At 74.1% G+C, this 23814-nt stretch carries 25 protein-coding genes; 8 read left to right on the forward strand and 17 right to left on the reverse strand.

The features are described from left to right. Nucleotides 1-27 precede the first annotated feature (27 nt). The 5 genes from coaE to rho form a co-directional block, all read right to left on the reverse strand. A complete protein-coding gene (gene coaE, locus ACQKQD_RS17020) occupies nt 28-666 on the reverse strand; it encodes a dephospho-CoA kinase (RefSeq protein ID WP_427508956.1) in 639 nt (212 codons plus the stop codon). Further along, nucleotides 663-1511, reverse strand: coding sequence for a shikimate dehydrogenase (locus ACQKQD_RS17025; protein WP_020094060.1), 849 nt, complete (start codon nt 1509-1511; stop codon nt 663-665). The genes coaE and ACQKQD_RS17025 overlap by 4 nt, the downstream gene beginning before the upstream one ends. Beyond that, complete coding sequence (locus tag ACQKQD_RS17030) at nt 1508-2509, reverse strand: cation diffusion facilitator family transporter (protein ID WP_427508957.1); 1002 nt, start codon at nt 2507-2509, stop codon at nt 1508-1510. The genes ACQKQD_RS17025 and ACQKQD_RS17030 overlap by 4 nt, the downstream gene beginning before the upstream one ends. A gap of 12 nt (nt 2510-2521) precedes the next feature. Beyond that, on the reverse strand, nt 2522-3133 hold the full coding sequence (locus ACQKQD_RS17035; RefSeq protein ID WP_427508958.1) for a Maf family protein: 612 nt from the start codon (nt 3131-3133) through the stop codon (nt 2522-2524). A 359-nt stretch (nt 3134-3492) separates the two neighbouring features. Continuing rightward, nucleotides 3493-4845 (reverse strand): transcription termination factor Rho, encoded by a 1353-nt coding sequence (rho, locus tag ACQKQD_RS17040; protein WP_056533627.1) that lies wholly within the window; start codon nt 4843-4845, stop codon nt 3493-3495. A 436-nt stretch (nt 4846-5281) separates the two neighbouring features. Between rho and ACQKQD_RS17045 the strand changes: the two genes are divergently transcribed. From ACQKQD_RS17045 to ACQKQD_RS17075, 7 genes are all read left to right on the forward strand, one after another. Beyond that, nucleotides 5282-5785: a DUF3429 domain-containing protein gene (locus ACQKQD_RS17045; RefSeq protein ID WP_100252487.1), complete on the forward strand. Its 504-nt coding sequence runs from the start codon at nt 5282-5284 to the stop codon at nt 5783-5785. A gap of 396 nt (nt 5786-6181) precedes the next feature. Then, nucleotides 6182-7729, forward strand: a complete 1548-nt coding sequence (hisS, locus tag ACQKQD_RS17050; protein ID WP_056533631.1) for a histidine--tRNA ligase — start codon at nt 6182-6184, stop codon at nt 7727-7729. Between the two features lie 116 nt (nt 7730-7845). Beyond that, a complete protein-coding gene (locus tag ACQKQD_RS17055; protein WP_091926955.1) occupies nt 7846-8088 on the forward strand; it encodes a hypothetical protein in 243 nt (80 codons plus the stop codon). 214 nt (nt 8089-8302) lie between these two features. Continuing rightward, nucleotides 8303-9445: an ATP phosphoribosyltransferase regulatory subunit gene (locus ACQKQD_RS17060; protein WP_427508959.1), complete on the forward strand. Its 1143-nt coding sequence runs from the start codon at nt 8303-8305 to the stop codon at nt 9443-9445. Then, the gene (gene hisG, locus ACQKQD_RS17065; protein ID WP_427508960.1) at nt 9442-10434 is read left to right on the forward strand and encodes an ATP phosphoribosyltransferase; all 993 of its coding nucleotides are present in this window, start codon (nt 9442-9444) and stop codon (nt 10432-10434) included. Before ACQKQD_RS17060 ends, hisG begins: the two co-directional genes overlap by 4 nt. Before the next feature lie 23 nt (nt 10435-10457). Then, on the forward strand, nt 10458-11309 hold the full coding sequence (locus ACQKQD_RS17070; RefSeq protein ID WP_427508961.1) for a LysR family transcriptional regulator: 852 nt from the start codon (nt 10458-10460) through the stop codon (nt 11307-11309). A gap of 96 nt (nt 11310-11405) precedes the next feature. Beyond that, nucleotides 11406-12134 carry an aspartate/glutamate racemase family protein gene (locus tag ACQKQD_RS17075; protein WP_427508962.1) on the forward strand — a complete coding sequence of 243 codons (729 nt, stop codon included), beginning with the start codon at nt 11406-11408 and terminating at the stop codon, nt 12132-12134. A gap of 10 nt (nt 12135-12144) precedes the next feature. On the opposite strand, the gene ACQKQD_RS17080 is transcribed toward ACQKQD_RS17075, so the two are convergent. The 3 genes from ACQKQD_RS17080 to ACQKQD_RS17090 form a co-directional block, all read right to left on the reverse strand. After that, a complete protein-coding gene (locus ACQKQD_RS17080; RefSeq protein ID WP_020094049.1) occupies nt 12145-12510 on the reverse strand; it encodes a lysozyme inhibitor LprI family protein in 366 nt (121 codons plus the stop codon). Nucleotides 12511-12575: 65 nt separating this feature from the next. Beyond that, a complete protein-coding gene (gene hemJ, locus ACQKQD_RS17085; protein WP_020094048.1) occupies nt 12576-13007 on the reverse strand; it encodes a protoporphyrinogen oxidase HemJ in 432 nt (143 codons plus the stop codon). 8 nt (nt 13008-13015) lie between these two features. Further along, nucleotides 13016-14182, reverse strand: a complete 1167-nt coding sequence (locus ACQKQD_RS17090; RefSeq protein ID WP_427508963.1) for a uroporphyrinogen decarboxylase — start codon at nt 14180-14182, stop codon at nt 13016-13018. Nucleotides 14183-14681: 499 nt separating this feature from the next. Here ACQKQD_RS17090 and ACQKQD_RS17095 point away from each other — a divergent pair, with 499 nt between their 5' ends. After that, the gene (locus tag ACQKQD_RS17095) at nt 14682-15512 is read left to right on the forward strand and encodes a pyruvate, water dikinase regulatory protein (protein ID WP_020094046.1); all 831 of its coding nucleotides are present in this window, start codon (nt 14682-14684) and stop codon (nt 15510-15512) included. 113 nt (nt 15513-15625) lie between these two features. Here ACQKQD_RS17095 and ACQKQD_RS17100 read toward each other — a convergent pair whose 3' ends face one another. The 9 genes from ACQKQD_RS17100 to ACQKQD_RS17140 form a co-directional block, all read right to left on the reverse strand. After that, the gene (locus ACQKQD_RS17100) at nt 15626-16135 is read right to left on the reverse strand and encodes a hypothetical protein (RefSeq protein WP_020094045.1); all 510 of its coding nucleotides are present in this window, start codon (nt 16133-16135) and stop codon (nt 15626-15628) included. 179 nt (nt 16136-16314) lie between these two features. Next, nucleotides 16315-16794 carry an EF-hand domain-containing protein gene (locus tag ACQKQD_RS17105; RefSeq protein WP_427508964.1) on the reverse strand — a complete coding sequence of 160 codons (480 nt, stop codon included), beginning with the start codon at nt 16792-16794 and terminating at the stop codon, nt 16315-16317. 96 nt (nt 16795-16890) lie between these two features. After that, nucleotides 16891-18192, reverse strand: a complete 1302-nt coding sequence (locus ACQKQD_RS17110; protein WP_427508965.1) for a hypothetical protein — start codon at nt 18190-18192, stop codon at nt 16891-16893. Continuing rightward, nucleotides 18186-19106 carry a tetratricopeptide repeat protein gene (locus tag ACQKQD_RS17115; RefSeq protein WP_427508966.1) on the reverse strand — a complete coding sequence of 307 codons (921 nt, stop codon included), beginning with the start codon at nt 19104-19106 and terminating at the stop codon, nt 18186-18188. The genes ACQKQD_RS17110 and ACQKQD_RS17115 overlap by 7 nt, the downstream gene beginning before the upstream one ends. Beyond that, a complete protein-coding gene (locus ACQKQD_RS17120; protein WP_091926962.1) occupies nt 19106-20035 on the reverse strand; it encodes a VWA domain-containing protein in 930 nt (309 codons plus the stop codon). The genes ACQKQD_RS17115 and ACQKQD_RS17120 overlap by 1 nt, the downstream gene beginning before the upstream one ends. A gap of 100 nt (nt 20036-20135) precedes the next feature. Further along, nucleotides 20136-21155, reverse strand: a complete 1020-nt coding sequence (locus ACQKQD_RS17125; RefSeq protein ID WP_427508967.1) for a VWA domain-containing protein — start codon at nt 21153-21155, stop codon at nt 20136-20138. Further along, complete coding sequence (locus ACQKQD_RS17130; RefSeq protein ID WP_091926963.1) at nt 21152-21643, reverse strand: DUF4381 family protein; 492 nt, start codon at nt 21641-21643, stop codon at nt 21152-21154. Before ACQKQD_RS17130 ends, ACQKQD_RS17125 begins: the two co-directional genes overlap by 4 nt. Before the next feature lie 51 nt (nt 21644-21694). Next, the gene (locus ACQKQD_RS17135; RefSeq protein WP_427509014.1) at nt 21695-22564 is read right to left on the reverse strand and encodes a DUF58 domain-containing protein; all 870 of its coding nucleotides are present in this window, start codon (nt 22562-22564) and stop codon (nt 21695-21697) included. A gap of 146 nt (nt 22565-22710) precedes the next feature. Continuing rightward, the gene (locus tag ACQKQD_RS17140; protein ID WP_427508968.1) at nt 22711-23748 is read right to left on the reverse strand and encodes an AAA family ATPase; all 1038 of its coding nucleotides are present in this window, start codon (nt 23746-23748) and stop codon (nt 22711-22713) included. Nucleotides 23749-23814: the final 66 nt, after the last annotated feature.

The following is a 23814-nucleotide window of genomic DNA, read 5'->3' on the forward strand; positions in this document are numbered from 1 at the left end:
CCGCAGATATTCAATCCGCCGGGCGTGTCATCCGTCGCCGGCGTGCGGCTCCGCACGGTGCGCCGTCAGGCGCGCGACGATCCGCGCGACCGCGGCCTCGGCGGCGGCGAAACCCCGGCCCGTGTCGATGACGAAATCTGCCCGGGCGCGCTTCTCGGCGTCGGGCATCTGCTTGGCCAGGATCGCCGCGAAGGCCGCCTCGGTCATGCCGGGACGCGCGAGCACCCGGTCGCGCTGGATCTCGGGCGGGGCGCTCACCACCGCGACCGCGTCGCAGCGGCCCTCGCCGCCGGTCTCGTAGAGGAGCGGGACGTCGAGGACGACCAGCGGCGCCGCCGCGTGCCGCGCCAGGAAGTCCGTGCTGGCCGCCCGGACCAGGGGATGGACGATGGCCTCCAGCGCCGCCATCCGGTCGGGCGCGTCGAGCACCGCGGCGCGCAGCCGCGCCCGGTCGACGCCGCCGCGATCGTCGAGCACGCCGGGAAAGGCCGCGCCGATCGCCGCGGCGGCCGCGCCGCCCGGCCCGTAGAGGGCGTGGACGGCGGCGTCGGCGTCGTGGACCGGGACGCCGCGCTCCGCGAACATCCGGGCTGTGGCCGACTTGCCCATGCCGATCGAGCCGGTGAGCCCGAGGATGACGGGTCCGGATCCGGCCTTCGGGGTCATCCGGCGAGGTCCGCCACGATCCGGTCGCGCAGCTCGGGGGTGACGGCGGGACGCGGGCCGAACCACGCCGCGAAGCCCGGCACCGCCTGGTGCAGCAGCATGCCGAGCCCGTCCACGGCGGCGAGCCCCCGCCGCCGCGCCGCCGCCAGGAGCTCGGTCTCCAGGGGCGCGTAGACGATGTCCGCCACGGCCGCGTCCGCCGGCAGGGGCGACAGGTCGACGGCGAGGGGCGGCTGGCCCTTCATGCCCAGGGACGTGGTGTTGACGAGGAGGCCTGTCCCGGGAAGCGCCGCCGGCAGGTCGTCCCAGGCGAGCGCCGCGCCGACGCCCGGCGCGAGGGCCGCCACCGCCTCGGCCCGGGCCGCGGTGCGGTTGGCGACCCAGACGCGCCGCAGGCCGCGCTCGGCGAGCCCGACCACGATCGCCCGCGCCGCGCCGCCGGCGCCGAGCACCAGGGCGGTGCCGCCCGCCCGGTCCGGCCACGCCGCGCCCAGGCTGTGGTCGAGATGGGCGCAGAAGCCCGGCGCGTCGGTGTTGTCGCCGCGGATCCGCCCGTCCGGCCCGACCACCAGGGTGTTGACCGCGCCGATGGTTTTCGCCCGCGGCGTGAGCGTGTCCACCAGCGCGAAGGCCGCCTCCTTGTGGGGAATGGTGACGTTGCCGCCCCGGTAGCCGGACGCGGGCAGGGCGCGGATGAAGTCCGGAAAGGCCTCCGGGGCCACGTCGAGCCGCTCGTAGGAGCCCGGGATCCCGTGCACGGCGAGCCAGTGGCCGTGGATCAGCGGCGAGCGCGAGTGGGCGATCGGGTGGCCGACCACGAAGGCGCGGGGCTGGGCGCCGCTCACGCCGCGCAATCCTGAGCGAGGCGGCAGGCCGGGCCGCCGGCCTCCTCGACCTGGAGGGTGGCGTGGCCGATGCCGAACCGGTCGCGCAGGCCCTCGGCGGTCTCGGCGAGGAAGCCGTTGCCGGGCTGGCGGTGGGCCTGATGCCCCTCCTGCATCTCAAGATGGACCGTCAGGGCGACGCTGGTGGTGCTCATGGGCCAGATATGCAGGTCGTGGAGGCCGGCGACGCCCGGCCGCTCGAGGAGGAAGCCGGTCACCGCGTCCGGGGAGATCTCCGGCGGCACGGCGTCGAGGGACATGGCCACGCTGTCGCGCAGCAGGCCCCAGGTCGCCCAGACCACCAGGGCGGCGATGACGAGGCTGACCGCCGGGTCGAGCCAGGCGAGGCCGGTGAGCTGGATCACGAGGCCCGCCACCACGACCCCGGCCGAGACGGCGGCGTCGGCCACCATGTGGAGGAACGCGCCGCGGACGTTGATGTCGCCCTTGGCGCCGCTGGCGAAGAGCCACGCGGTCAGGCCGTTGACCAGGATTCCCACCGCCGCCACCACCATCACGGTCGTGCCCGCGACGGGCTCCGGGTGGACCAGCCGGACCAGTGCCTCCCAGATCACCGCCCCCATGGCGATGAGCAGGAACACGGCGTTGAACAGGGCGGCCAGGATCGAGGAGCCGCGGTAGCCGTAGGTGAAGCGCGCGCTGGCGCGGCGGCGCACCAGGATCGCGGCGATCCAGGCCGCCGCGAGGCCCAGCACGTCCGAGAGGTTGTGGCCGGCATCGGCTACCAGCGACATGGAGTTGCTGAGGTAGCCGTAGGCCGCCTCGATCACCACGAAGGCGGTGTTGAGCACAATGCCGATGGCGAAGGCCGTGCCGAAATCCTTCGGCGCGTGCGCGTGGCCGCCGAGGCCGCCATGGGCATGACCGCCATGAGCATGACCGCCATGAGCATGACCGCCCTGGGCGTGGCCGCCGTGCGAATGGTCGTGTCCCGCCAAGGCGGTACTCCCTCAGAAAGCCAGAAGCCCGGCGGCGCGCAGCCGCGCGAGGAGCGGCAGAAGCGGCAGGCCCAGCACGGTGCTGTGATCGCCCGCGACCGATTCGAACAGGTGGATCCCCGGCCCCTCGAGCTGGTAGCCGCCGACGCTCGCCCGCACGCGCTCCGCGCCGGCGCAGTCCACATAGGCCGCGATCGCCCTTTCATCGAGTGGGCGCAGGGTCAGCCGCGCGGTCTCCACGAAGGCGTCCTCGACCACCCCGGCCAGGACCACGGCGGAATGAAGGGCGTGGGTGCGCCCGGACAGACGGGCGAGCTGGGCCCGGGCCGACGCGCCGTCGGCCGGCTTGTGGAACACGGTGCCGTCGAGGTCGAGCACCTGGTCGGCGCCGAGGACGATCCGCCCGGGATGGCGCGCCGCCACCGACTCGGCCTTGGCGCGGGCGAGGTGCAGGGCGAGGTCGGGCGGGGACAGGCCGGCGCTCGCCGCCTCGAGGGCGCGCTCGTCGACGTCCGGGGCGGCGGTCTCGACCGGCAGGGCGGCGCTCTCCAGGAGGAGGCGCCTCGTCGGGCTGGTCGAGGCGAGGAGGAGCGGATCCGGACCGGTCCAGGGCGAGCGGGGCATCGCGCCAGTGTCACGGATCCGGGGATCGGTGCAAGCCGGCTGCGACGAGCCCCGCCGCCGGGATGGACCGGCCGGCGGGGCTGTCGCGGGGCCGATACGCTACCTGGCGCCCGGATGGAACCTTGGCAGAGGCCGGTTAGGAGACGGTCAACGGCCCGATCGGGCCGGAATCGCGTTTCGTGCCGCCGCGGGACAGGCGTCCCGCACGGCGGGCGCGACCCCCGTCCCATCCGCTCCCCGATCCTGAGGGACCGGAGCGCAGCGACGTGACCCAGGCCAGCGCGCGGCTTGCCACCGCGGCGCTGCCTGGATCGCTCCGCTCGCGGGGACGGCGGCGATGCCCGCGGCCGGGGACGGCCTCAGGTGTTCATCGAGTCGAAGAAGTCGCCGTTGCTCTTGGTCTGGCGCAGCTTGTCGAGCAGGAACTCGATCGCGTCGGTGACGCCCATCGGGTTGAGGATGCGGCGCAGCACGTAGGTCTTCTTGAGCGAGTCCGGCGGGACCAGCAGCTCCTCCTTGCGGGTGCCCGAGCGGGTGATGTCGATCGCCGGGAAGATGCGCTTGTCGGAGACCTTGCGGTCCAGGATGATCTCGGAATTGCCGGTGCCCTTGAACTCCTCGAAGATCACCTCGTCCATGCGCGAGCCGGTGTCGATCAGCGCCGTGGCGATGATCGAGAGCGAGCCGCCCTCCTCGATGTTGCGGGCGGCGCCGAAGAAGCGCTTGGGCCGCTGCAGGGCGTTGGCGTCGACGCCGCCGGTCAGCACCTTGCCGGAGGACGGCACCACGGTGTTGTAGGCGCGGCCGAGGCGCGTGATGGAATCCAGCAGGATCACCACGTCGCGCCCGTGCTCCACGAGGCGCTTGGCCTTCTCGATCACCATCTCGGCGACCTGCACGTGGCGGGTGGCCGGCTCGTCGAAGGTCGAGGCGATGACCTCGCCCTTCACCGAGCGCTGCATGTCGGTGACCTCCTCGGGCCGCTCGTCGATGAGCAGCACGATCAGGTAGCACTCGGGGTGGTTGAGGGTGATCGACTGCGCGATGTTCTGCATCAGCACGGTCTTACCCGTGCGCGGCGGCGCCACGATCAGGGCGCGCTGGCCCTTGCCGATCGGCGCCACGATGTCGATGATCCGCGGCGAGAAATCCTTCTTGGTCGGGTTGTCCAGCTCGAGCTTGAACCGCTTCGTCGGGAAGAGCGGCGTCAGGTTGTCGAAGTGGACCTTGTGCTTGATCTTCTCCGGATTCTCGAAGTTGATCGTGTTGACCTTCAGGAGCGCGAAGTAGCGCTCGCCGTCCTTGGGGCCGCGGATCGGGCCCTCGACGGTGTCGCCGGTCCGCAGGCCGAAGCGGCGGATCTGGGTCGGCGAGATGTAGATGTCGTCCGGGCCGGGCAGGTAGTTCGAGTCGGAGGAGCGCAGGAAGCCGAAGCCGTCCTGCAGCACCTCGACGGTGCCCGAGCCGATGATCTCGACCTCCTTGGCAGCGAGCTGCTTCAGGATGGCGAACATCAACTCCTGCTTGCGCATGGTCGAGGCGTTCTCGACCTCGACCTCCTCGGCGAAGGCCGTCAGGTCGGTCGGCGTCTTCGACTTGAGGTCCTGGAGCTTGACCTCGCGGACGCCCTCGAGGGCGGCGGGCATGGTCGGCGCGTCGGCCGGCTCCGCGGTCTCGATATCGTCGGCGAGGGCGTCGGGATTTGGCGTCATGGGGGTATCTTGCAACCGACGGAGGTGGTGGGAGGGCCGGTTCAGTGCCAGGTGCCCGGGGGATGGGCACCGGAGAGCGGGCCGCGCTGCGGCGAGGGGCCCGGGGTCAGGTTGGCGAAACCGATGAGGCAGGACCCTCGCGGCTCACGGGCGCGCTGCGGCGCAGACCTTGTGATGAGGGCCCCATACAGATAACGCCTTTCTCGCCCGCACTCAAGGGCCCGGACATTGGCCCGGGACGCCGACGGGGACGCGGGCGACCGGGTGACGCGTTTACGGACCGGCGGGGCCTCGCCGGAGCGCCGCGGCGGCGCTACACGGACGGCGTCGAACCGGGCTCGGACCCGGGTTTCGGAACCGGGCCGGTGCGCGGCCGTTCCCTGTCCCGGTGCTGCGGCGCAGCAGACCGTCGAATCGAGAGTTCCCCCAGACCGCCATGCGCGACGACGCCACCGGACGCACCCTCACCACGCACGAGCCGCGCCGGATCCCCTGGCTCGAGATCGTCTTCGGCTTCGGCCCGATGCTGCCGATCGCCGTCGGCACCGCCGTGGCGTGGTGGCTGAACGGCAAACCCCTCGACTACCTCGTGGCGCTGTTCACCCTGCTTTATGCCGCCTCGATCCTGCTGTTCCTGGCCGGCGTGCGCCGGGGCGTCAGCTTCCGGACCGAGGGCGGCCCGCAGGTGTCGCAGATCGTCACCATGCTGGTCCTCTACGGCCTCGGGCTGGGCAGCCTGTTCGCGGCGGTGATGGGCAAGGCGGTGCCGGCCCTCGCGATGCTGATCCTCGGCTACGCGGCCATCGGGATCCTCGACCCGATCGCGGCGCGCGCCGGCGAGGTGCCCCTGTCGCATGCCCGCCTGCGCCCGCTGCAGATGCCGATCGCCGTGGTGAGTCTCGCGGTGCTGCTCTGGCTCAAGCTGACGGCGCCGTACTGAGGTCTTTGGTCCGGGTGAACCGCGCCCTGTGCCGGACCGGTGGAGCGAAGCGGAACCCGATCCGGAAAAAGGCGCATCGGCGCGCGCGGAGTTCCGGCAGGGTCCCGCTTCACCGCTCCGGTCGATGCGCCCTTTCCGTCATCACGAGCGCAGCGACGTGACCCAGGGCGGCGCGACCTCGACAAGCGTGGCGCTGTCTGGATCGCTCGCTCCGCCCGCAAGGACGACATTGCTGGATGATCGGGCTGGATGATCGGGCGGCCAGAGCGCCCACGAACCGAATTCCCCTTTCGCCCGGCATGCTCTAGAGCCCGGCCGCAGGATCTCCGCCCGCCGGAGACGATCGAAGATTCGATGCGGGACCCGGATTCCGGGTCCGCGAGAGCGAATGCGCCCATGTCCAAGCCCGAGACCCCGAAGGCCGAGAAGGCCGAGACCCTGAAGCCCCGCCTGCCGCGCGGCTTCGTCGACCGCCGCGCCGGCGAGATCGCCGCGCAGGGGCGGATGCTGGAGACGATCCGCAGGAGCTTCGAGCTCTACGGGTTCGAGGCCCTGGAGACGCCGTTCGTCGAGTACACAGAGGCCCTGGGCAAGTTCCTGCCCGACCTCGACCGTCCGAACGCCGGCGTGTTCTCGTTCCAGGACGACGACGAGGCGTGGCTGTCGCTCCGCTACGACCTGACGGCGCCGCTGGCCCGGTTCGTGGCCGAGAACTACGACGGGCTGCCCAAGCCCTACCGGAGCTACCGGGCCGGCTACGTCTTCCGCAACGAGAAGCCGGGGCCGGGCCGCTTCCGCCAGTTCATGCAGTTCGACGCCGACATCGTCGGGGCCGGCAGCGTCGCGGCCGATGCCGAGACCTGCATGCTGATGGCCGACACGCTGAACCGCCTCGGGCTCGGCGGCCAGTACGTGGTCAAGGTCAACAACCGGAAGGTGCTCGACGGCGTCATGGAGGCGATCGGGCTCGCCGGCCCCGACAAGGCCGGCCAGCGCCTCACGGTCCTGCGGGCGATCGACAAGCTCGACCGGCTGGGCGTCGACGGGGTGCGCGACCTTCTCGGCGGCGGCCGCAAGGACGAGAGCGGCGACTTCACCAAGGGCGCGGGCCTCGACGCCACGGCGATCGGCCGGATCCTCGCCTACGTGTCGTTCCAGGCCGATGCCGGCGACGGCGCCGACAAGGTGGCGTTCTGGGAGAAGTTCTTCGCCGGCTGGCACGAGGCGGTCGGCGATTCGGAGACCGGCCGCGAGGGCATCGCCGAGCTGCACGCGATCATGCGCCTCTGCGCCGCCGCCGGCTACGGCCACGACGTGATCCGGGCCGATCCGAGCGTGGTGCGCGGCCTCGAGTACTATACCGGCCCGGTCTACGAGGCCGAGCTGACCTTCCCGGTCACCAACGAGGACGGCCAGACCGTGCGCTTCGGCTCGGTGGCGGGCGGCGGGCGCTACGACGGCCTCGTCGGGCGGTTCCGGGCCGAGCCGGTCCCGGCCACCGGCTTCTCGATCGGCGTCTCGCGGCTGTTCTCGGCGCTCCAGCTCGTGGGCAGCCCTCTGATCGCCGGCGCCGAGGCCCCCGGGCCGGTGGTGGTGCTGGTCCTCGACCGGGAGAACATGGCCGATTACCAGCGGCTCGTCGCGCTCCTGCGCGCCGACGGCATCCGGGCCGAGCTCTACCTCGGCGCCGCCGGCATGAAGGCGCAGATGAAGTACGCCGACCGCCGCCGCGCGCCCGTGGCGGTGATCCAGGGCTCGAACGAGCGCCTGGCCGGCGAGGTCCAGATCAAGGACCTGATCGAGGGCGCCCGGGCGGCCGAGTCCATCGCCAGCAACGCCGAGTGGAAGGCCGCGCGGCCCGCGCAATTCTCGTGTCCCGAGGCCGACCTGGTGGCGCAGGTCCGCGCCGTGCTGGCCCGGCATTTTCCGTCAACGGAGATCTGAGACACTCGCGCATCGAACCGCAAGTCGAACCGCAAGTCGAACCGCAAGTCGAACCGCACGTCGAACGCAGAGGCTCCGGCGGCGTTGTCGTCGGTCGGTGCCGCGGAGATGTCGGGATGCGCGCGAAGATCCTCGTCCTGTCCTTCGGCCTGGTCTGCGCCGGCGCGGGACCCGCCTGGGCCGCCCGGCCGGTCCTCGGCCGGCTGCCCAGCGCCGTCGCGCAGGCCACGCCCGGGACCGGCAGCGCGCCGATCCTGAGCGCCGGGATGGCGGGGGCGCCCGCCCTGACCGTGCTCGCCCGCCGCAAGCCGGTCCGGCGCCCGCGCGGCGCGCGCCTCGGCAGCCTCCGGCCGCTCTGAGCCGCTCTGAGCCGCTCTGAGCCGCTCTGAGCCGCTCTGAGCCGCTCTGAGCCGGTCCGGTCACTGACGCCGTAGCGGAATCCGGCCGCGGCGCGGGGTCTGCGCAGTCCTGCGCGGCGCGCCGGCCCCACGCTTCCCGGGTGCGTGTCGCCAAGTCCGGTCGCGGTTGCTACAGAGCGCCCGCGAGGTGGATTGCCCCGCGAGGTGGATCGCGATGACACGACCGGAGGCGGGCGAGACGGGGGCGGGGGACGCGGCGCGCGCGCGGCTCTCCGCGCATCTGGCGGCGGCGGGTTACCGGCCGGTGACGCCGCCGGTGCTGCAGCCGCTGGAGCCGTTCCTCGAACTCTCGGGCGAGGATATCCGCCGGCGGATCTTCGTCACCCAGGATGCGGGCGGCGCCGAGCTGTGCCTGCGGCCCGAATTCACCATCCCGGTCTGCCGCCTGCACCGGGCGGAGGCCGACGGGCAGGCGGCCGATTACAGCTATTGCGGCCCGGTCTTCCGGCTCGCCGCCGACGAGCCCGACGAGTTCTTCCAGGCCGGCATCGAGTCGATCGGGCGGACCGACACGCCGGCGGCCGACGCCGAGGTGCTGGGCCTCGCCCTGGAGGGCCTCGCCCTGTTCGGCCGGACCGACTTGGCGGTGCGGCTCGGCGATATGGGCCTGACCGTGGCGCTCCTCGACGGGCTCGCGGTCCCGCCCGCCGCCAAGCGCCGGACGCTCCGGGCGCTGGCCGCCGGGCGCTCGCTGGACGCCGTCACCAACGGCGCCGATGGCACCCGTCCCGAGGATCCCCACGCGGGCCTGCTGGCGGCGATCCAGGGCCAGGACCCGCGGGGCGTGCGCGCCTTCGTGGAGGACGTGCTGGCGATCGCCGGGATCTCGGCGGTGGGCGGGCGCAGCGCCGGCGAGATCGCCGAGCGCTTCCTCGCCAAGGCCGCCGCGCAGGCCCATGGCGGCGCCGGGCTCAACACCGAGAACCGCGCGCTCCTCGACCGCTACCGGGCGATCGCCGGCCATCCGGACGCCGCCGCCCGCGACCTGCGGGCGCTCGTCGCCGACGCGGGCCTGCGGCACGACGCCCTCGCGGCCGCCCTCGACCTGTTCGAGGAGCGCACCGGCTTCATCGCGGCCCGCGGCCTGCCGATCGAGCGCTTCCGCTTCCAGGGCGGCTTCGCCCGCAACCTCGACTACTACACCGGCTTCATCTTCGAGGTGACCGAGCGGGACGGCCCGACCCTGGTCGGCGGCGGCCGCTACGACGGCCTGCTCGGCCATCTCGGCAGCCCGGCGCCGTTGCCGGCGGTGGGATGCACCTTCTGGATCGAGCGCGTGGCGGGAGCCGGCCGATGAGTGCCTCGGACGCGGCCGCCATGCCGCTGATCCTCGCCGTCCCGTCCAAGGGCCGCCTGCAGGAGAATGCCAGCGCGTTCTTCGGCCGGGCCGGGCTGAAGCTCGCTCAAGGCGCGGGCGCCCGCGACTACCGGGGCAAGCTCATCGGCGTGCCCGACGTCGAGGTGCGCTACCTCTCGGCCTCCGAGATCGCCGCGCAGCTCGCCTCGGGCGCCGCCCATCTCGGCGTCACCGGCGAGGACCTGATCCGCGAGACCCTGCCGGACGTGCGCGACCAGGTCGAGCTGCTGACGCCGCTCGGCTTCGGCAACGCCACCGTGGTGGTGGCCGTGCCCCAGGCCTGGATCGACGTGCGCGACATGTCCGACCTCGACGAGGTCGCGGCCGGCATGCGGACCCGCCACGGCCGGCGCCTGCGGGTCGCCACCAAGTACGTGAACCTGACCCGCCGGTTCTTCGCCGAGAAGGGCGTCGCCGATTACCGGATCGTCGAGAGCCTGGGCGCCACCGAGGGGGCGCCGGCGGCGGGCTCGGCCGAGATCGTGGTCGACATCACCACCACGGGGGCGACGCTCTCGGCCAACGCCCTGAAGGTGCTGGACGACGGCATCATCCTGCGCTCGGAGGCGAACCTCGTCGCCTCGCTGAAGGCCCCCTGGGGCGAGGGCCAGCGGGCCGCGCTCCGCACGGTGCTCGGCCGCATCGCCGCCGAGGAGCGCGCCCGGACCACCCGCGAGGTGCGCGCCGCCCTGCCGGAGAGCGGCACGATCGACCTCGCCACGCTCGCGGGCCTGCACGAGGCCGAATTGCCCTACGGCGCGCCGCGGGGGCCGGAGGGCGAGATCGTCCTGCGCTGCCGGGAGGCCGCGGTGTTCGAGCTCGCCGGCGCCCTGGTCGAGGCCGGCGCGCGGGCCGTCACGGTGCGGCGGGTCGACTACGCCTTCGCGGCCGAGAACCCGCTGGCGGAGCGGCTCCTGGCGCGGCTCTGAGACCGCCGCGCGATGGAGCCGAGATGGAGCTGAAATGGCTCGAGGACTTCCTGAGCCTCGCGCGCACCGGCAGCTTCTCGCGCTCGGCGGTCGAGCGCCACGTCACCCAGCCGGCCTTCGGCCGCCGCATCCGGGCGCTCGAGGGCTGGCTCGGCGTCGCGCTGGTCGACCGCAGCACCTACCCGACGGCTCTGACGCCGGAGGGCCGGCTGTTCCTGGAGACCGCCGAGGAGACCGTGCGGCGGCTCCACGGCAGCCGCGACGCGCTCCGCGCCCGGATCCGGCCGCCGCCGCGGACCGTTTCGGTGGCGGCGCTCCACACCCTGGCGCTGACCGTCTTCCCGGGCTGGTTCCGCGACGTCGAGGCCCGCACCGGGCCGCTCGGCAGCCGGCTCCTGCCGGACGATTTCCACGCCTGCGTGCAGGCGCTGGCCGAGGGCGGCTACGACCTGCTGCTGACCTACCACCATCCCCTGGTGCCGATCCCCCTCGACCCGGCCGCCTTCCCGCACTTGTCCATCGGCCGGGACAGCCTCGTGCCGGTGCACCGGCCGGGGCCGGCCGCGGACCGGCCCGGGCTCGGCTATCCCCGGGACTCGTTCCTGGGCCGGGTCGCGGCGCTCGCCGGTGACGGGGCGGCGGCCGCCCACGTCAACGAGAACGCCATGGCAGAGGCCCTGAAGTTCATGGTCCTCGCGGGCCACGGCCGCGCGTGGCTGCCCGAGAGCCTCGTCGCCCGCGAGCTCGCCGACGGCAGCCTCGTGATGGCCGGGCCGGGCACGCCGCTGGAGATCCGGCTCTACCGCAGGGCCGGGCGCGGCGGCGCGGTCGCGGCGGTCTGGGCCGCGGCCGCCGCCCTGGCGGCCGAACTCTAGGAACCGGTGCCAGATCGGCATGGCCGGTGCCGACACGGCATTGGATTCCCGCCCCGCCGCGGCCCATCAGGGCGGCCGCGACGGTCGGAGGCGGCGATGCTCGGTGTACTCGGCGGGATGGGCCCGATGGCCACGGTGGATTTCCTGGCCAAGCTCGTGCGGGCGACGCCCGCGGGGCGCGATCAGGACCACATCCCGACCCTGGTCTGCTCGGCCGTCGACATCCCCGACCGCGCCGACGCGATCCTGGGCACCGGCCCGGACCCGCTGCCGGCGCTCCGCGCCGCCCTGGCGCGGCTCGAGGCCGGGGGCGCCACCCGGATCGCGATCCCCTGCAACACCGCTCATCACTGGCACGCGGCGCTGCAGGCCGCGACCGCCCTGCCGATCCTCCACATCGTCGACGCGGTGGCCGAGACCCTGGCCGAGAGCCTGACACGGACCGGGACCGGCGGCCGGATCGGCCTGCTCGCCACCGACGGCACCCTGCGGTCCGGGCTCTACCCGGAGCGGCTGGCGCGGCACGGGTTCGCGTGCCGCGCGCCCGATGAGGCGGGTCAGGCCGCGGTGACGTCGGCGATCCGGCTGGTGAAGGCGCACCGGGTGGCCGAGGCGACGCCGCTCCTGGAGGCGCAGGTCCGGGCGCTGGCCGAGGCCGGCTGCGACCGGGTGGTGATGGCCTGCACGGAGATCCCGCTCGCGCTCGCCGGGAGCGACCCGTCGGGCCTGCTGGTGGACGCCACCGAGGCGCTGGCGCGCGCCTGCGTGGCGGCGTGCCGGCCGGATTGCCGCGTCGACGCCGCGGCCCTGCCGCGCGCGGCCTGAGCGCGGGACCTCACGGGCCCTGCTTGGCGAACTCCGCCAGGACCCCGCGCAGGACCTTCAGCCGGGCGTCGTAGGCGGCCGTCAGGCAGCCGACGTCGCCGCCGCAGGCGCGACGCTCCGTCAGCCACGCCTCCTGATCGTCGCGCAGCTTGGCCTGGCCGCCCATCGGCAGCACGCTCTTCAGGATCTCGAACCGGGTCGCCATCTCGACGTCCCGGTCATTGAGGGGGAGATGGGCGCAGATCGCCTTCTCGTCGGGGGCCTCGGCCCTGTCGCACGGGAAGCTCGCGGCCCGGGCGGGGGACGCGGTGATCGCGCCGGCGACCGGGCCCGCGAGGGCGGCCAGCGCGAGGGCGAGGACGAGAGGCTTCGACATGGCCTCCCAACGGGCCGGCCACGGAAAGGCTCCGGCCGGGATCACAGGATCGCGGGATCGCGGGATCAGAGGCCCGGCTTGACGATCGCCAGGATGACGATGCCGATCATCAGCAGCGTCGGCACCTCGTTGAGCACCCGGTAGAACTTGTGCCCGCGGGTGTTCCGGTCGGCGGCGAAATCCTTGACCATCCGGGCGAGCCAGCCGTGGATGCCCGACATCGCGAGCACCAGCGCGAACTTCGCCTGCAGCCAGACGCTCGCGTAGAAGCCGCTCATCCAGGCGAGCGCCAGCCCGAACACCCAGGTGGCGATCATGGCGGGGTTCATGATCGCCTTGAGCAGGCGGCGCTCCATCACCTTGAAGGTCGCGGACTGCGCCTCCGCGCCGGGCGGCAGGCTCGCGTGGTAGACGAACAGCCGGGGCAGGTAGAGCATCCCGGCCATCCAGGCGATCAGGCTGATGACGTGGAGGGCCTTGATCCAGTCGTACAGCACGCGCGGCCTCAGCCCTGGCCGCGCAGCCGCGCGAGCATCCGCTCGACATGGGCCACCGGCGTCTGCGGCGTGATGCCGTGGCCGAGGTTGAAGATGTGCGGCAGGCCGGCGGTCGCCTCGAGCACCGCGTCCACCGCCGCGTCGAGGGCCGCGCCGCCCGCGATCAGCGTGTCGGGATGCAGGTTGCCCTGCGTCACCGTCGCGGCCGGCACCGTGTCCCGCAGGGCCTTCAGGTCCACGCCCCAGTCGACGCCGACGGCGTCGGCGCCGGTCTCCGGCACCACCCGGGCGTGGCCGTCGAGGCCCGAGCCGCGGGCGAACACGATGATCTTCGCCCCCGGCACCCGGGCGCGGACGCCCGCCACCATGCGGGCGATCGGCCGCAGCGACCAGCGGGTGAGGGCGTCCGCCGCGGACGCGGTTGGCAGGGCGCTCTCGGCCACGTCGCCCACGGGCTCGACGCCGCCGCCGGAGGCCGGCACGGCGCGCGGCAGGGTGCCGGCGTGGGACTCGAAGATCTGCACCGCGTCGGCGCCGGCCTCGAGCTGGCGCACGAGGTACTCGGTCTGCACGGCGACGAGGCGGTCGATCAGGGTGTCGACCAGGGCGGTGTCGCCCTCGGCGAGCGCCCGCGCGGGGGCGAGGTCCGGCGTGCCGCGGCCGCCGATCATGTAGCTCGCCACCGTCCAGGGGGCGCCGCAGAAGCCGAGCAGCGTCGTCTCGCCCGGCAATTCGGCCCGCAGCCGCGTCACCGTCTCGAAGACCGGCGCGAGGTGGGTCATGATCGCCGGGTCGCCGGCCTCCCGCAGGCGCGCGAACGCGTCCCGACCGTCGAGCGGGTCGAGGCGCGGTCCCTCGCCCTCCACGAAGCGCACGTCCTGGCCGAGCGCGTGGGGGACGACCAGGATGTCGGAGAACAGGATCGCCGCGTCGAAGCCGAAGCGCCGGATCGGCTGGAGCGTCACCTCGACGGCGAAGTCCGGGCTGTAGCAGAGGTCGAGGAACGAGCCGGCCTCGGCCCGGGTCGCCCGGTATTCCGGAAGGTAGCGCCCGGCCTGGCGCATCATCCAGGCGGGGGGCGGCCCGATCGCCTCGCCCTCGAGGACCCGCAGCACCTTGCGCTCGGACGTCGTCCCCGACGCCGTCTGCCCGGGCTCGCGCTCCGTCCCCGTCATGGTCGCTCCCATCCCGTATCCCTCACCCCGCATGCCCGTCGGCGGGCGTCCTGTCGAGTCGAGGCGCGCCGATCCCCACACAGGCCCCTTCGAAAAGATAAGAGAGAATCTTGGAGTCTGTTTTTTCTTCTGGGGGGCCGAATCTCGGGGGCACAAAAGCGTCCACAGGCGGTCCCCGCCGCCGCGCCGTTAACGGGGCTTTAAAGGATTTCCGCCAACTTGCGAGAACCGGATGGTCCGACAGCGCCTTGGCAACGCCGAGTCGTGTACGGGCGCCGGATTCGCGGCCGATTCGTCCAGAGAGCCGGATTCGGCGCGTCCCGATCATCTGCCTGTGAACGGCGGAGTCGACAGCGCGCACCGGGATCGCCCTGGACCGGCCCGGCGGGGCATCCTATCCACACTCATCGACTCCCCTGGCGGCCGGCGGTGGACAACGTGGGCGCCGCGCGAGGCGACCGCACAGTCGGCCGAGAGGTCGACCGCAGAGGCGATCGGAATGGGCCGCAGCTACTTCCACCTCCACCTCGTCTCCGACTCCACCGGCGAGACGCTGATCAATGTCGGGCGCGCGGCCGCCGCCCAGTACGAGGGTGTGTCGGCGATCGAGCACGTCTACCCGCTGGTGCGCTCGGCCGCGCAGCTCGACCGGGTGATCTCGGAGATCCGGGCCGCGCCGGGCCTCGTCCTCTACACGCTGGTGGGGGGCGACCTCGGCGAGCGGCTGGAGGAGGTCGCCCGGGAGACCGGCTCGCCGTGCCTGTCGGTGCTGCGGCCGGTCCACGACCTGCTGCGCGCGTATCTCGGCGCCGAGACCACGGCGCGGCCCGGCGCCCAGCACATGCTGAACGCCGAGTACTTCAAGCGCATCGACGCGATGAACTTCACGCTGGCCCACGACGACGGCAACCTGCCGGACAATCTGGAGGAGGCCGACGTGATCCTGCTCGGCGTCAGCCGGACATCGAAGACGCCGACCTCGATCTACCTCGCCAATCGCGGCCTCAAGACCACCAACCTGCCGCTGGTGCCGGGCATGCCGCTGCCGCCGGCGATCGAGCGGGCCCGCAAGCCTCTCGTGGTCGGCCTGTTCGCGTCGCCGGAGCGCATCGTGCAGATCCGGCAGAACCGGCTGTCGAGCCTCAACGCCGACGAATCGTCCCTCTACGTCGACCGCTCGGCGGTGGCGGACGAGATCACCATGTCCCGCCGGCTATTCACCAAGAACCGCTGGCCGACGATCGACGTCACCCGCCGGTCCATCGAGGAGACCGCCGCGGCGATCGTCGACCTCTACCGCGACCACCGGCTGAAGTTCATCGCCGACTGAGGCGGCGCCTCCGAAGGGCCGAGCCCTTCGGCGGGGTCCGGCCGTCTCCCCGAGGACGGGGGCGGGCCGGCGGATGCCGGCGGCGCGCGGATCGGTTCGCGGCGCCGCTGGCGTCAGCGCGCGGAGGCGAAGTGGCTGCGTTGCTCGATTTGGGCCGCGTAGAAGTCCTCGACGACCTCGCGGACCACCTCGGCCAGCTCGTCGCCCCGGTGCTCGTCGAGCTGGATGTCGCTGCCGACCGTCCGGCCGATGGAGCAGCTCGCCGCCCCCGGCACGAGGCGCTCGTTGTAGCGCTGGTTCAGGCCCGAGACCGAGATGTAGTTGCTGCCGCCGAGTTCCGGACCGTACTTGATCTTGATCTTCTGCTCGGACTCGGTGCCGCGCAGCTGCGCGCACAGGCTGATGAAGTTGTCCTGATCGATCTTCGCCTCGAGGCCGGTGATGCTGCCGTGGACGTTGTCCTCCTCGTTGAGGACCTCGGCCATCAGGTTCAGCACGCCCATGACGGGCTGGAGCGCCCGGGACCCGTCCTCGAGCAGCTTCCGCCGGAAGTCGTTGCTGCGCTCGTCGGCCGCCTGCAGCCGCGCGCGAAACCTGTCCTTGACCTCGTTGGCGCGTGCCATCGCGCTCCTCCCTGGTGGTTCACCCGATGCTTTACCGCTCGGATAACCGAAACCTACGAGGCCAATTCAGATGACGCAAGATAGTGCAAAATATTGATGCCTGCTCAGAACGTGAGCCGTTGCACAGGAATAATACTTGCTCATGAACTGTGCAACGGCGGCAGCTCCGGGAGGCGCGCTTACTTCAGGAGCTGAAGGAGGCTGCGCCCCGCCGGAGTCTTGAGCTCCTCGGCGTCGAGGGTGCCGTCGTTGTCGGGATCGGCCGCCTTGAAGCGCTGCGCGACCAAGGCGAGGTATTCCTTGCGGTCGAGGGTGCCGTCGGAATCGGTGTCGGCGGCCTTCAGGTCCTTCTTGCTGAGCCGGCCCTTCAGCTCCTTGGCGTCGACGGTGCCGTCCTTGTCGGTCTCGGCGGCGTCGAAGACCTTGCCGGCGGCGGCCTGGGCCTCGGCCAGGTCGATCGTGCCGTCGTGGTCGGTGTCGACCATCTTCGGCGCGCGCTCGGTGCCGGAGGACCGGGCGAGGGCCGCCGACGGCAGCGCGGCCGGCAGGACCAAGAGGACCAAGAGGGTCACGAGGGCGGTGGCGAGGGCGACGGTCGGGGCGCCCATGGTCGGGCGGCGCGTGGCGGCGCGGGCGGATCGGTGCGGGGTCGCGGGCATGGGGCTCTCCGGTGCCGGTCGGTTCCGGCAGCCCAAATCCCGGTCCCGGCTTGCGTTCCCGCGCCCGCCTTCACGAGATGCGGAGCCGCGCCGCGCTCAGCGGACCGGGCCGTCGAGCGGTGCGAGCCGGTCCGCCGCGGGGGGGGCGGCTCCGCCCGGAGCGGCGCGCGACAGGGCTTGGGCCAGGGCCCGGAGATCCGGGACGGGCGCGCCCGCCGCGCCGAAGACCGCCCGGTCGAGGGCCGCGAAGGCGGCCGCGAGGTCGGGCCGCGCCCGCCAGGTCCGGGCGAGGTCGGGGGCGTCCCGCTGGGCCGCGTCGAGGGCCGCGCGGAACCCGGCCGGGTCGCCGGCCCGGGCCGCCGCGCGTAAGGAGCGCCGCGCCGCGCCGGAGAGGCGCAGGCGCGGCCGCCCGAGGCCGAAGCCGATCAGCGCGAGGCCCAGCCCGAAGGCGGCGAGCGCCGAGGCGGCGACGACGAGGGGCGAGGGGATCGCGGGGGGCGCCCGCTCGGTCTCGCGGTCGGGCAGGCCGCCGCCGATCTGCCGGGCAGGGATCTCGGTCTCGCGCATCGTGCGGGTGTTGGTGTCGAACCACGGGATCGCGATGGCGTCGAGGGGGATGATCTCCGGCACGCCGGGCTTCACGTCCCACTGGTAGGTGGCCCGCGCCACGGGTCCCGAGGGCGTCAGCAGCGTCTCGCGGGTGACGGGGCCCGCGAAGGTGATGATGCCGCGGGTGCGCATGACCGGCCGGGGCGGCAGGCCTTCGGCGACCATGCCCTGGGCCTCCAGGGTGACGATCCGGCGGGTGGTCTCGCCGACCTTGATGGTCTCCGGGTCCGGGCTCCAGGAATCGGTGATCGCCACGTCCTTGGCGGGCAGCCACCAGGGCTCCTTGGCGTCGGGGCCGCCGGTGGGCTCGGTCCAGGGTGCGACCGGGAAGGGGATCGGCTTCGAGCGGACTTCGACGACCCGCCGCTCGCCGACATCGTTGACGGTGAGCTTGTGGACGAACGGCTCGATGGTGAACTGGCCGGCATGGTGCGGGAAGACCGCTACGGTGCGGTCGAACGCGATGGCGCTCTGGCCGTCGGGGAGCTTGGTCCGGCTCCAGTGGTCGCGGCCGAGCTGAGTCCACGAGAAGTTCGCGAGGGAGGGCTGCACCACCTCCTCGAGCAGGATCGGCTGCTTGTAGACCCCGTGGATCTTCAGCAGCACCATCTCGCGGGGGAAGGGGGCGCTGTTGCCGTTGAGCTCCGCGGTCACCGTCAGCGTGAGGTCGCCCGGCTCGATCTCGGCCCGGGCGGGCAGGGGGGCGAGGAAGGGCGCGAGGAGGATGAGGGCACAGGTCAGGGCGCGGGTCAGGGCGCGCCGCTCGGAAACGCCGACAACACTTACCACGGGTTGCTCCCGGCGGGGATCGCGGTGCCGGCCTCGACCCGGCGGGTCTGCTCGGCGCGCAGGCGCAGCTTGAGATAGCGGCCGGGATCGTCCGGCAGGGTCTGGAGCCAGAGCCGGTCCGGGCGGATCTCGTGGGCCTCGAAGCTCTTGGTCACCCGGCGGACCTCGCGCTCGGGCGCCTCGGCCACCATGGCTGAGCCGCCGCCGGTCCGGCCGCGGCCGGCGGCGTCGCCGGCCGAGCCCCGGGCCTGGCCCTTGCCGGCGTCGATCGACTGCTGCTCGGCCTTGCCGCGGCGGGCGACCTTGCTGTTGCCGGGCAGCGACGCGCTGGCGTTCGATTCCTTGTTGCCGGCGAGACCCTCGCCGCTGGAGGCGGCGTTGATGTCGTTGTTCTGGTCCTGGTTGGCGGTGTTGTTGTAGCGGGCGCCGTACTGGGCGGTGCCGTTGGCGATGCCGCCGCCGGGCCCGCGGTCGATCACCTCGGCTCGCATCCGGGCGATCAGCGAGCGGTTGGCCTGGGCGTCGGCGTCGCGGGGGTTGAAGCGCAGGGCCTCGTCGTAGGCCGCGAGCGCCCCGTCGAGGTCGCCGGTCCTGGCCAGAGCGTTGCCGAGATTGTAGCTCGCCCGCCGCCCGCCGGCACGGAACAGCGCGACCGCCTCCTCGTAGCGGCCGGCCTCGTAGAGCGCGGCGGCGCGCCAGGCCGGATCGACGAACACGTCCGCGGCGAGGCCCGGCAGGCCGAGACCCATCAGCAGCCGCCCGAAGCCGGTGCGGGGCTGCGAGACCGCGAGCAGCGCCAGGAGGCCGATCCCGGCGAGGGCGAGGCCGGCGATCCGGGCGAGCCGCCGCCAGCGCGGCGGCAGGCCGGCCCGGAGCGGGGCGGCGAGGCCGATCTCGGGAAGGGTCAGCCGCATCACGCGCTCCTGCGGAACAGCAGCAGCGCCGGCAGCGCCGCCAGCAGCAGCAGCCAGCGCCCGAGATCCGCGTAGGCCAGGACGCCGTAGCCGCCCGCCGCGAGGTGCTGGGCAAGGCCGGCCCCGACCGCGTCGAGCACCGGGCCCGGGGTCGCGATGTCGGCGGCCGTGCCGCCGCCGGCCCGGGCGAGGGCGTCGAGGGCGGTCCGGTCGGGCTTCGGCGCGCCGGGCGGCAGCGGCTTGTCGGCCGGGACGTAGAGGGCCTGGAGCCGCCAGCCGTGCTCGGCGATGGCGCGGGCCTCGCGGGTGGCGGCCTCGCCGATGCCGTCGCCGTCGCTGATCAGCACCACGTCGGCCGCGACCACGCTGGCCTCCGCGAGGGTGCGGCGGGCCAGCGCCAGCCCGCGCTCGGGGTGCGAGCCGCGGTCCGGCACCGTGTCGGCGTCGAGGGCGAACAGGGTGGTGCCGAGGCTGTCGCGGTCCGTGGTCGGGGAGGCGGCGAGGTAGGCGTCGCCCGCGTAGACCACGAGGGCGACCGCCCGGGTGCCGGCGGCCTCCGCCACGGCGGCGGCGGCCTGCCGGACGCCCTGGAGGTTGCCGCCCTCGGTGACCGAGCGCGACAGGTCGACGACGAGCACGGTCTCGTCGAGGTTGCGGAAGGTCCGCCCGTCCGCCCGCTCCACCGCGGGGCCGGTCAGCGCCAGGGCGATCAGCCCGGCCGCCAGCGCGGCGGCGAGGTTCGCCTGCCGCCTGCCGCCGAGCACCGCGCCGGCCCGGGCGAGATGGGCCATCAGCGCCGGGTCGACGGCCCGGGCCCAGTCGCCCAGCGGCGCCGAGCGCCACGCGGCGCGAAGGGCCAGCAGGACCACGACCGGGATCGCCAGGAACCACCAGGGGCGCAGGAGGGCGACGGCGTCGAGGGCGCTCATCGGGCGGACCCTCCGACCCGCATTCCCGCCCCCGAGGCCGGCGCCGCGCCCCGGCACCGCGGGACGCGGGGGTGGGTCGGGGGCGCGGGGTATCGAACCATCACGCGCCCCTCCGGCTGGCCAGCAGGAGCGCGGCGCTGAGGAAAGCCAGGGCGGCCGGCCAGGGCCAGAGGTCCCGGCGGAGCGGCAGGGGCGGGGCGAGGGCGCGGCCGCCCTCCAGCCGGTCGATGGCGTCGGCGACCCGGACCAGATCCTCGGTGGTGCGCACCCGGAACGCCTCGCCGCCGCTCGCCCGCGCCATGTCGCGCAGGGTCTCGGTGTCGACCACGTCCTGCTCGCCGTCGGCGTCGGCCATGTCGCGGGGCCCCAGGGCGATCGTGTAGACCTTGATGCCGAGTTCCTTGGCGAGTTCGGCCACGTCCTTGGGGGCGGTCTGGCCGGCATTGTTGGCGCCGTCCGACAGCAGGATCACGGCCTTCGCGGCCTTCTCGCCCGGCCTGGCCCCGGCGTCCCGCGGGTCCAGCCGGCGCAGGGCGAGCCCGAGGCCGTCGCCGATCCCGGTGGAGCGGCCGCTGATGCCGATCGTGGCCTCGTCCAGCGCCCGGGCGACCGCCGCGGTGTCGAAGCTCGGCGCCGCCGCCACGTAGGCCTGGTCGGCGAAGATCACGAGGCCGATCCGGTCCCCGGCCCGGCGCCGGATGAAGTCGGTGCCGACACGCTTGACCGCGGTGAGCCGGTTCACGGTCTCGCCGTCGAGGGCGAAGTCGCGCCGCTCCATCGAGCCCGACAAGTCCATGGCGATCATGATCTCGCGGCCCGAGGCCGGGAGGGCGGCCGCCGGCATGACGAGGCGCGGGCCCGACAGCGCCGCCACCAGGGCGATCCACAGCGTCCAGGTGAGCAGGGCCCGCCGGCGCCCGCGGGCCGCGCGGTCGGCGCCGGCGCGCGCGCCGGCCACCAGGGTCGCGGGCACGCGCAGGGCGCCGCTGCCGCCCTCCGGCTCCGCCGGGATCAGGCGCGCGGCCAGCAGCGGCAGGGGCAGCGCCAGCAGCGCCCAGGGCGCGGCGAGGTCGAAGGCCGACAGGAGCGCGCTGAGCCACGCGGGCAGGAATCCGCTCATGCCCGCAGCCGCCCGATCAGGCGGGCGAGCTCGGCGTCCAGGGCGTCGAGGTCGGGATCCTGTCGCCGGTACAGCCCGTCGGCGAGCACCCGGCCGGCGCCCCGGGTGAAGAAGTCGGTCCGGAACAGCCCGTCCAGCCGGGCCGCCCAGTCCGGGCCCGTCGCCCGGGTCCCGGTCCCTGCCTCGGCCTCGCCGGACCGGTCGAGAGACCGGTCGAGTCTGCGCAGCAGCCGGGCCTGGGCGACGAGGCGCGCCTCCGGGTCGAGGCCCCGGCTCCGGGCGAGCTCGGCGAGCGCCGCCCGGCGCAGGGTGGCCCGCGCCCGGCCGCGCCCGTAGCGCACGAGCCCCACCAGCAAGGCGGCGAGGAAGCCCAGGGCGGCCGCCGCCACGACCTCGCCCTGCACGGCGCCGGCGGCGCCTCCGGGCAGGTGCAGGCCCCGGAGCTGGTCGAGGGACAGGGGGATCTCGGCGGGCGCGACGGGATTCATCGGGTCGCGCCGCGGATCAGGTCGCCGGGGATCGCGCCGCCGGGTCCGGCCTCACAGCACGGCATCGAGGCGCTCCATGAGCGGCGCGTATGCCTCCGGGCCGGTCTCGACGTCGAGGCGCACGCCCGCGATGCCGCGGCGGGCGTAGTCGGCGAGCCGGGCCTCGGCGGACGCGTCCGCCTGCCCTCCCGCGGTCGGCAGCGCGGTCCCGCGGCGGCCGTCCGCGAGGGCGAAGGGGTAGTAGCCCGGCGGCCGGGCGCGCTCGAAGGCGTCGCTCACCAGGATCAGCCGGATGGCGATCCGCTCGGCGAGCAGCGTCAGGAGTTCGTCGAAGCCCGGGCCGGGATCGTCCAGGGCGCTGGCGATGACGAGGTGGCCGCCGGCCGGCAGCAGGCTACGGGCGAGGGCGAGCGTCGCCTCCAGCGGCGGCTCCGCGCGGGCCGGCGCGCCGGATTCGGCCTTCAAGGCGTCGGTGTGGGCCTGGGCGAGGGCGCCGGTGACCGCGATCATGGCGCGCTCGCCGCCCGCCGGCCGCAGCACGGTCGGCGCGCCGGCCGCGGCGACCGCGAGGCCGACCCGGCCGCCGTCGGCGGCGACCCGCCAGCCGAGCAGCGCCAGAGCCTCGGCGGCCGCCACCGAGCGCAGGGCCCGGCGGGTGCCGAACAGCATCCCGGGCCGGAAATCGGCGAGCAGCACCACGGCGCGGTCGCGCTCGTCGTGGTGGGTGCGGACGTGCAGCTGCCCGGTGCGGGCCGTGGCGTTGCGGTCGATGAAGCGGCGGTCGTCGCCCTCGGACCAGAGGCGGACGTCCTCCGGCTCCGACCCGCGCCCGCGGCGCCGGGTGACGATGCCGCCCGGCAGGCCCGCCAGCGTCCGGGTGGCGGGCGCGGAGCCCCGCCGGGCGAGGTGGCGCAGGCCCATCAGGGCCTCGCCCGAGAGGTGGATGCCGTGCTCGGCGCGGTCTCGCCCCGCCTCCCGGGCGGGGAAGGGGCCCCCGGCGGTCGGGCCGACCGCCCCCGCGGCGGGGGGAGGGGATCTGCGCCGCGCCTGCCCGAACCCGAACACCGTCAGAGCGCCCGCACCCGCTGCACCAGCTCGCCGACGAGGCCGCGCGCCGTCCGGCCCTCGGCGGCCGCCCGCCAGGTCAGGCCGATCCGGTGGGAGAGGGCGTCGCGGGCCAGCTCCGCGACGTCCTCGGGCGTGACGTGGTCGCGCCCCCGCAGCCAGGCCCGGGCCTTGCCGGCCATCATCAGCGCCAGGGTGCCGCGCGGGGAGGCCGGGTGCTCGATCATGGCGCGCAGGTCCGGGGCGGCCGCGTCAGTGCGGGTCGCCGCCACCAGCCGGACGAGGTAGTCCTTGAGGGCCGGCGACACGTAGGTGGCGAGCGCCGCCTCTCGGGCGGCGCGCACGTCCGCCAGCGACAGCCGCACGGTCATCGCGTCGACGTGGTGGGTGATCTCGCCCTCCACGAGGTCGAGGATCGCCCGCTCGGTGGTCTCGTCGGGCATGTCGACCACGACGTGGAGGAGGAAGCGGTCGAGCTGCGCCTCCGGCAGCGGGAAGGTGCCGGCATGCTCGATCGGGTTCTGGGTCGCCACGACCATGAACGGGTCGGACAGGCGGTGCGTCGTCCCCGAGACCGTCACCTGCCCCTCGGCCATCGATTCGAGCAGCGCCGACTGCACCTTCGGGGGGGCGCGGTTGACCTCGTCCACCAGCACGAGGGCGTGGAACAGCGGCCCGGGCAGGAACTCGAAGGTGCCGCTGTCCTGACGCCAGACGGTGGTGCCGGTGAGGTCGGCCGGCATCAGGTCCGGGGTGCACTGGATGCGCGCGAAGGAGCCGTCGAGGCCGTCGGCGAGGCGCTTGACCGCGCGGGTCTTGGCGAGCCCCGGCGCGCCCTCGATCAGCAGGTGCCCGCCGGTGAGGAGCCCGATCAGCAGGCGCTCCACGAGGCCGGCGCTGCCGATCAGGCCGCGCTCGAGCCCCTCGCGCAGCGCCATGACGCGGCCGTGCAGGGCGGTGTCGGGCGTGCTGCTGGGCCCTTTGTCGGGTGCGGTGTCGGGCCTGCGTTCGGCGAGGGCGCCGCTCGTGGCGCCGCTCATGCGGAGAACGATCCGGCACGGAGCGGATCCGCCCGTCGGGCCATGTTCCGGGCCTTGTCCTGGGCC

The sequence above is a fragment of the Methylobacterium sp. NPDC080182 genome (assembly GCF_050281105.1).
GTDB lineage: Bacteria > Pseudomonadota > Alphaproteobacteria > Rhizobiales > Beijerinckiaceae > Methylobacterium.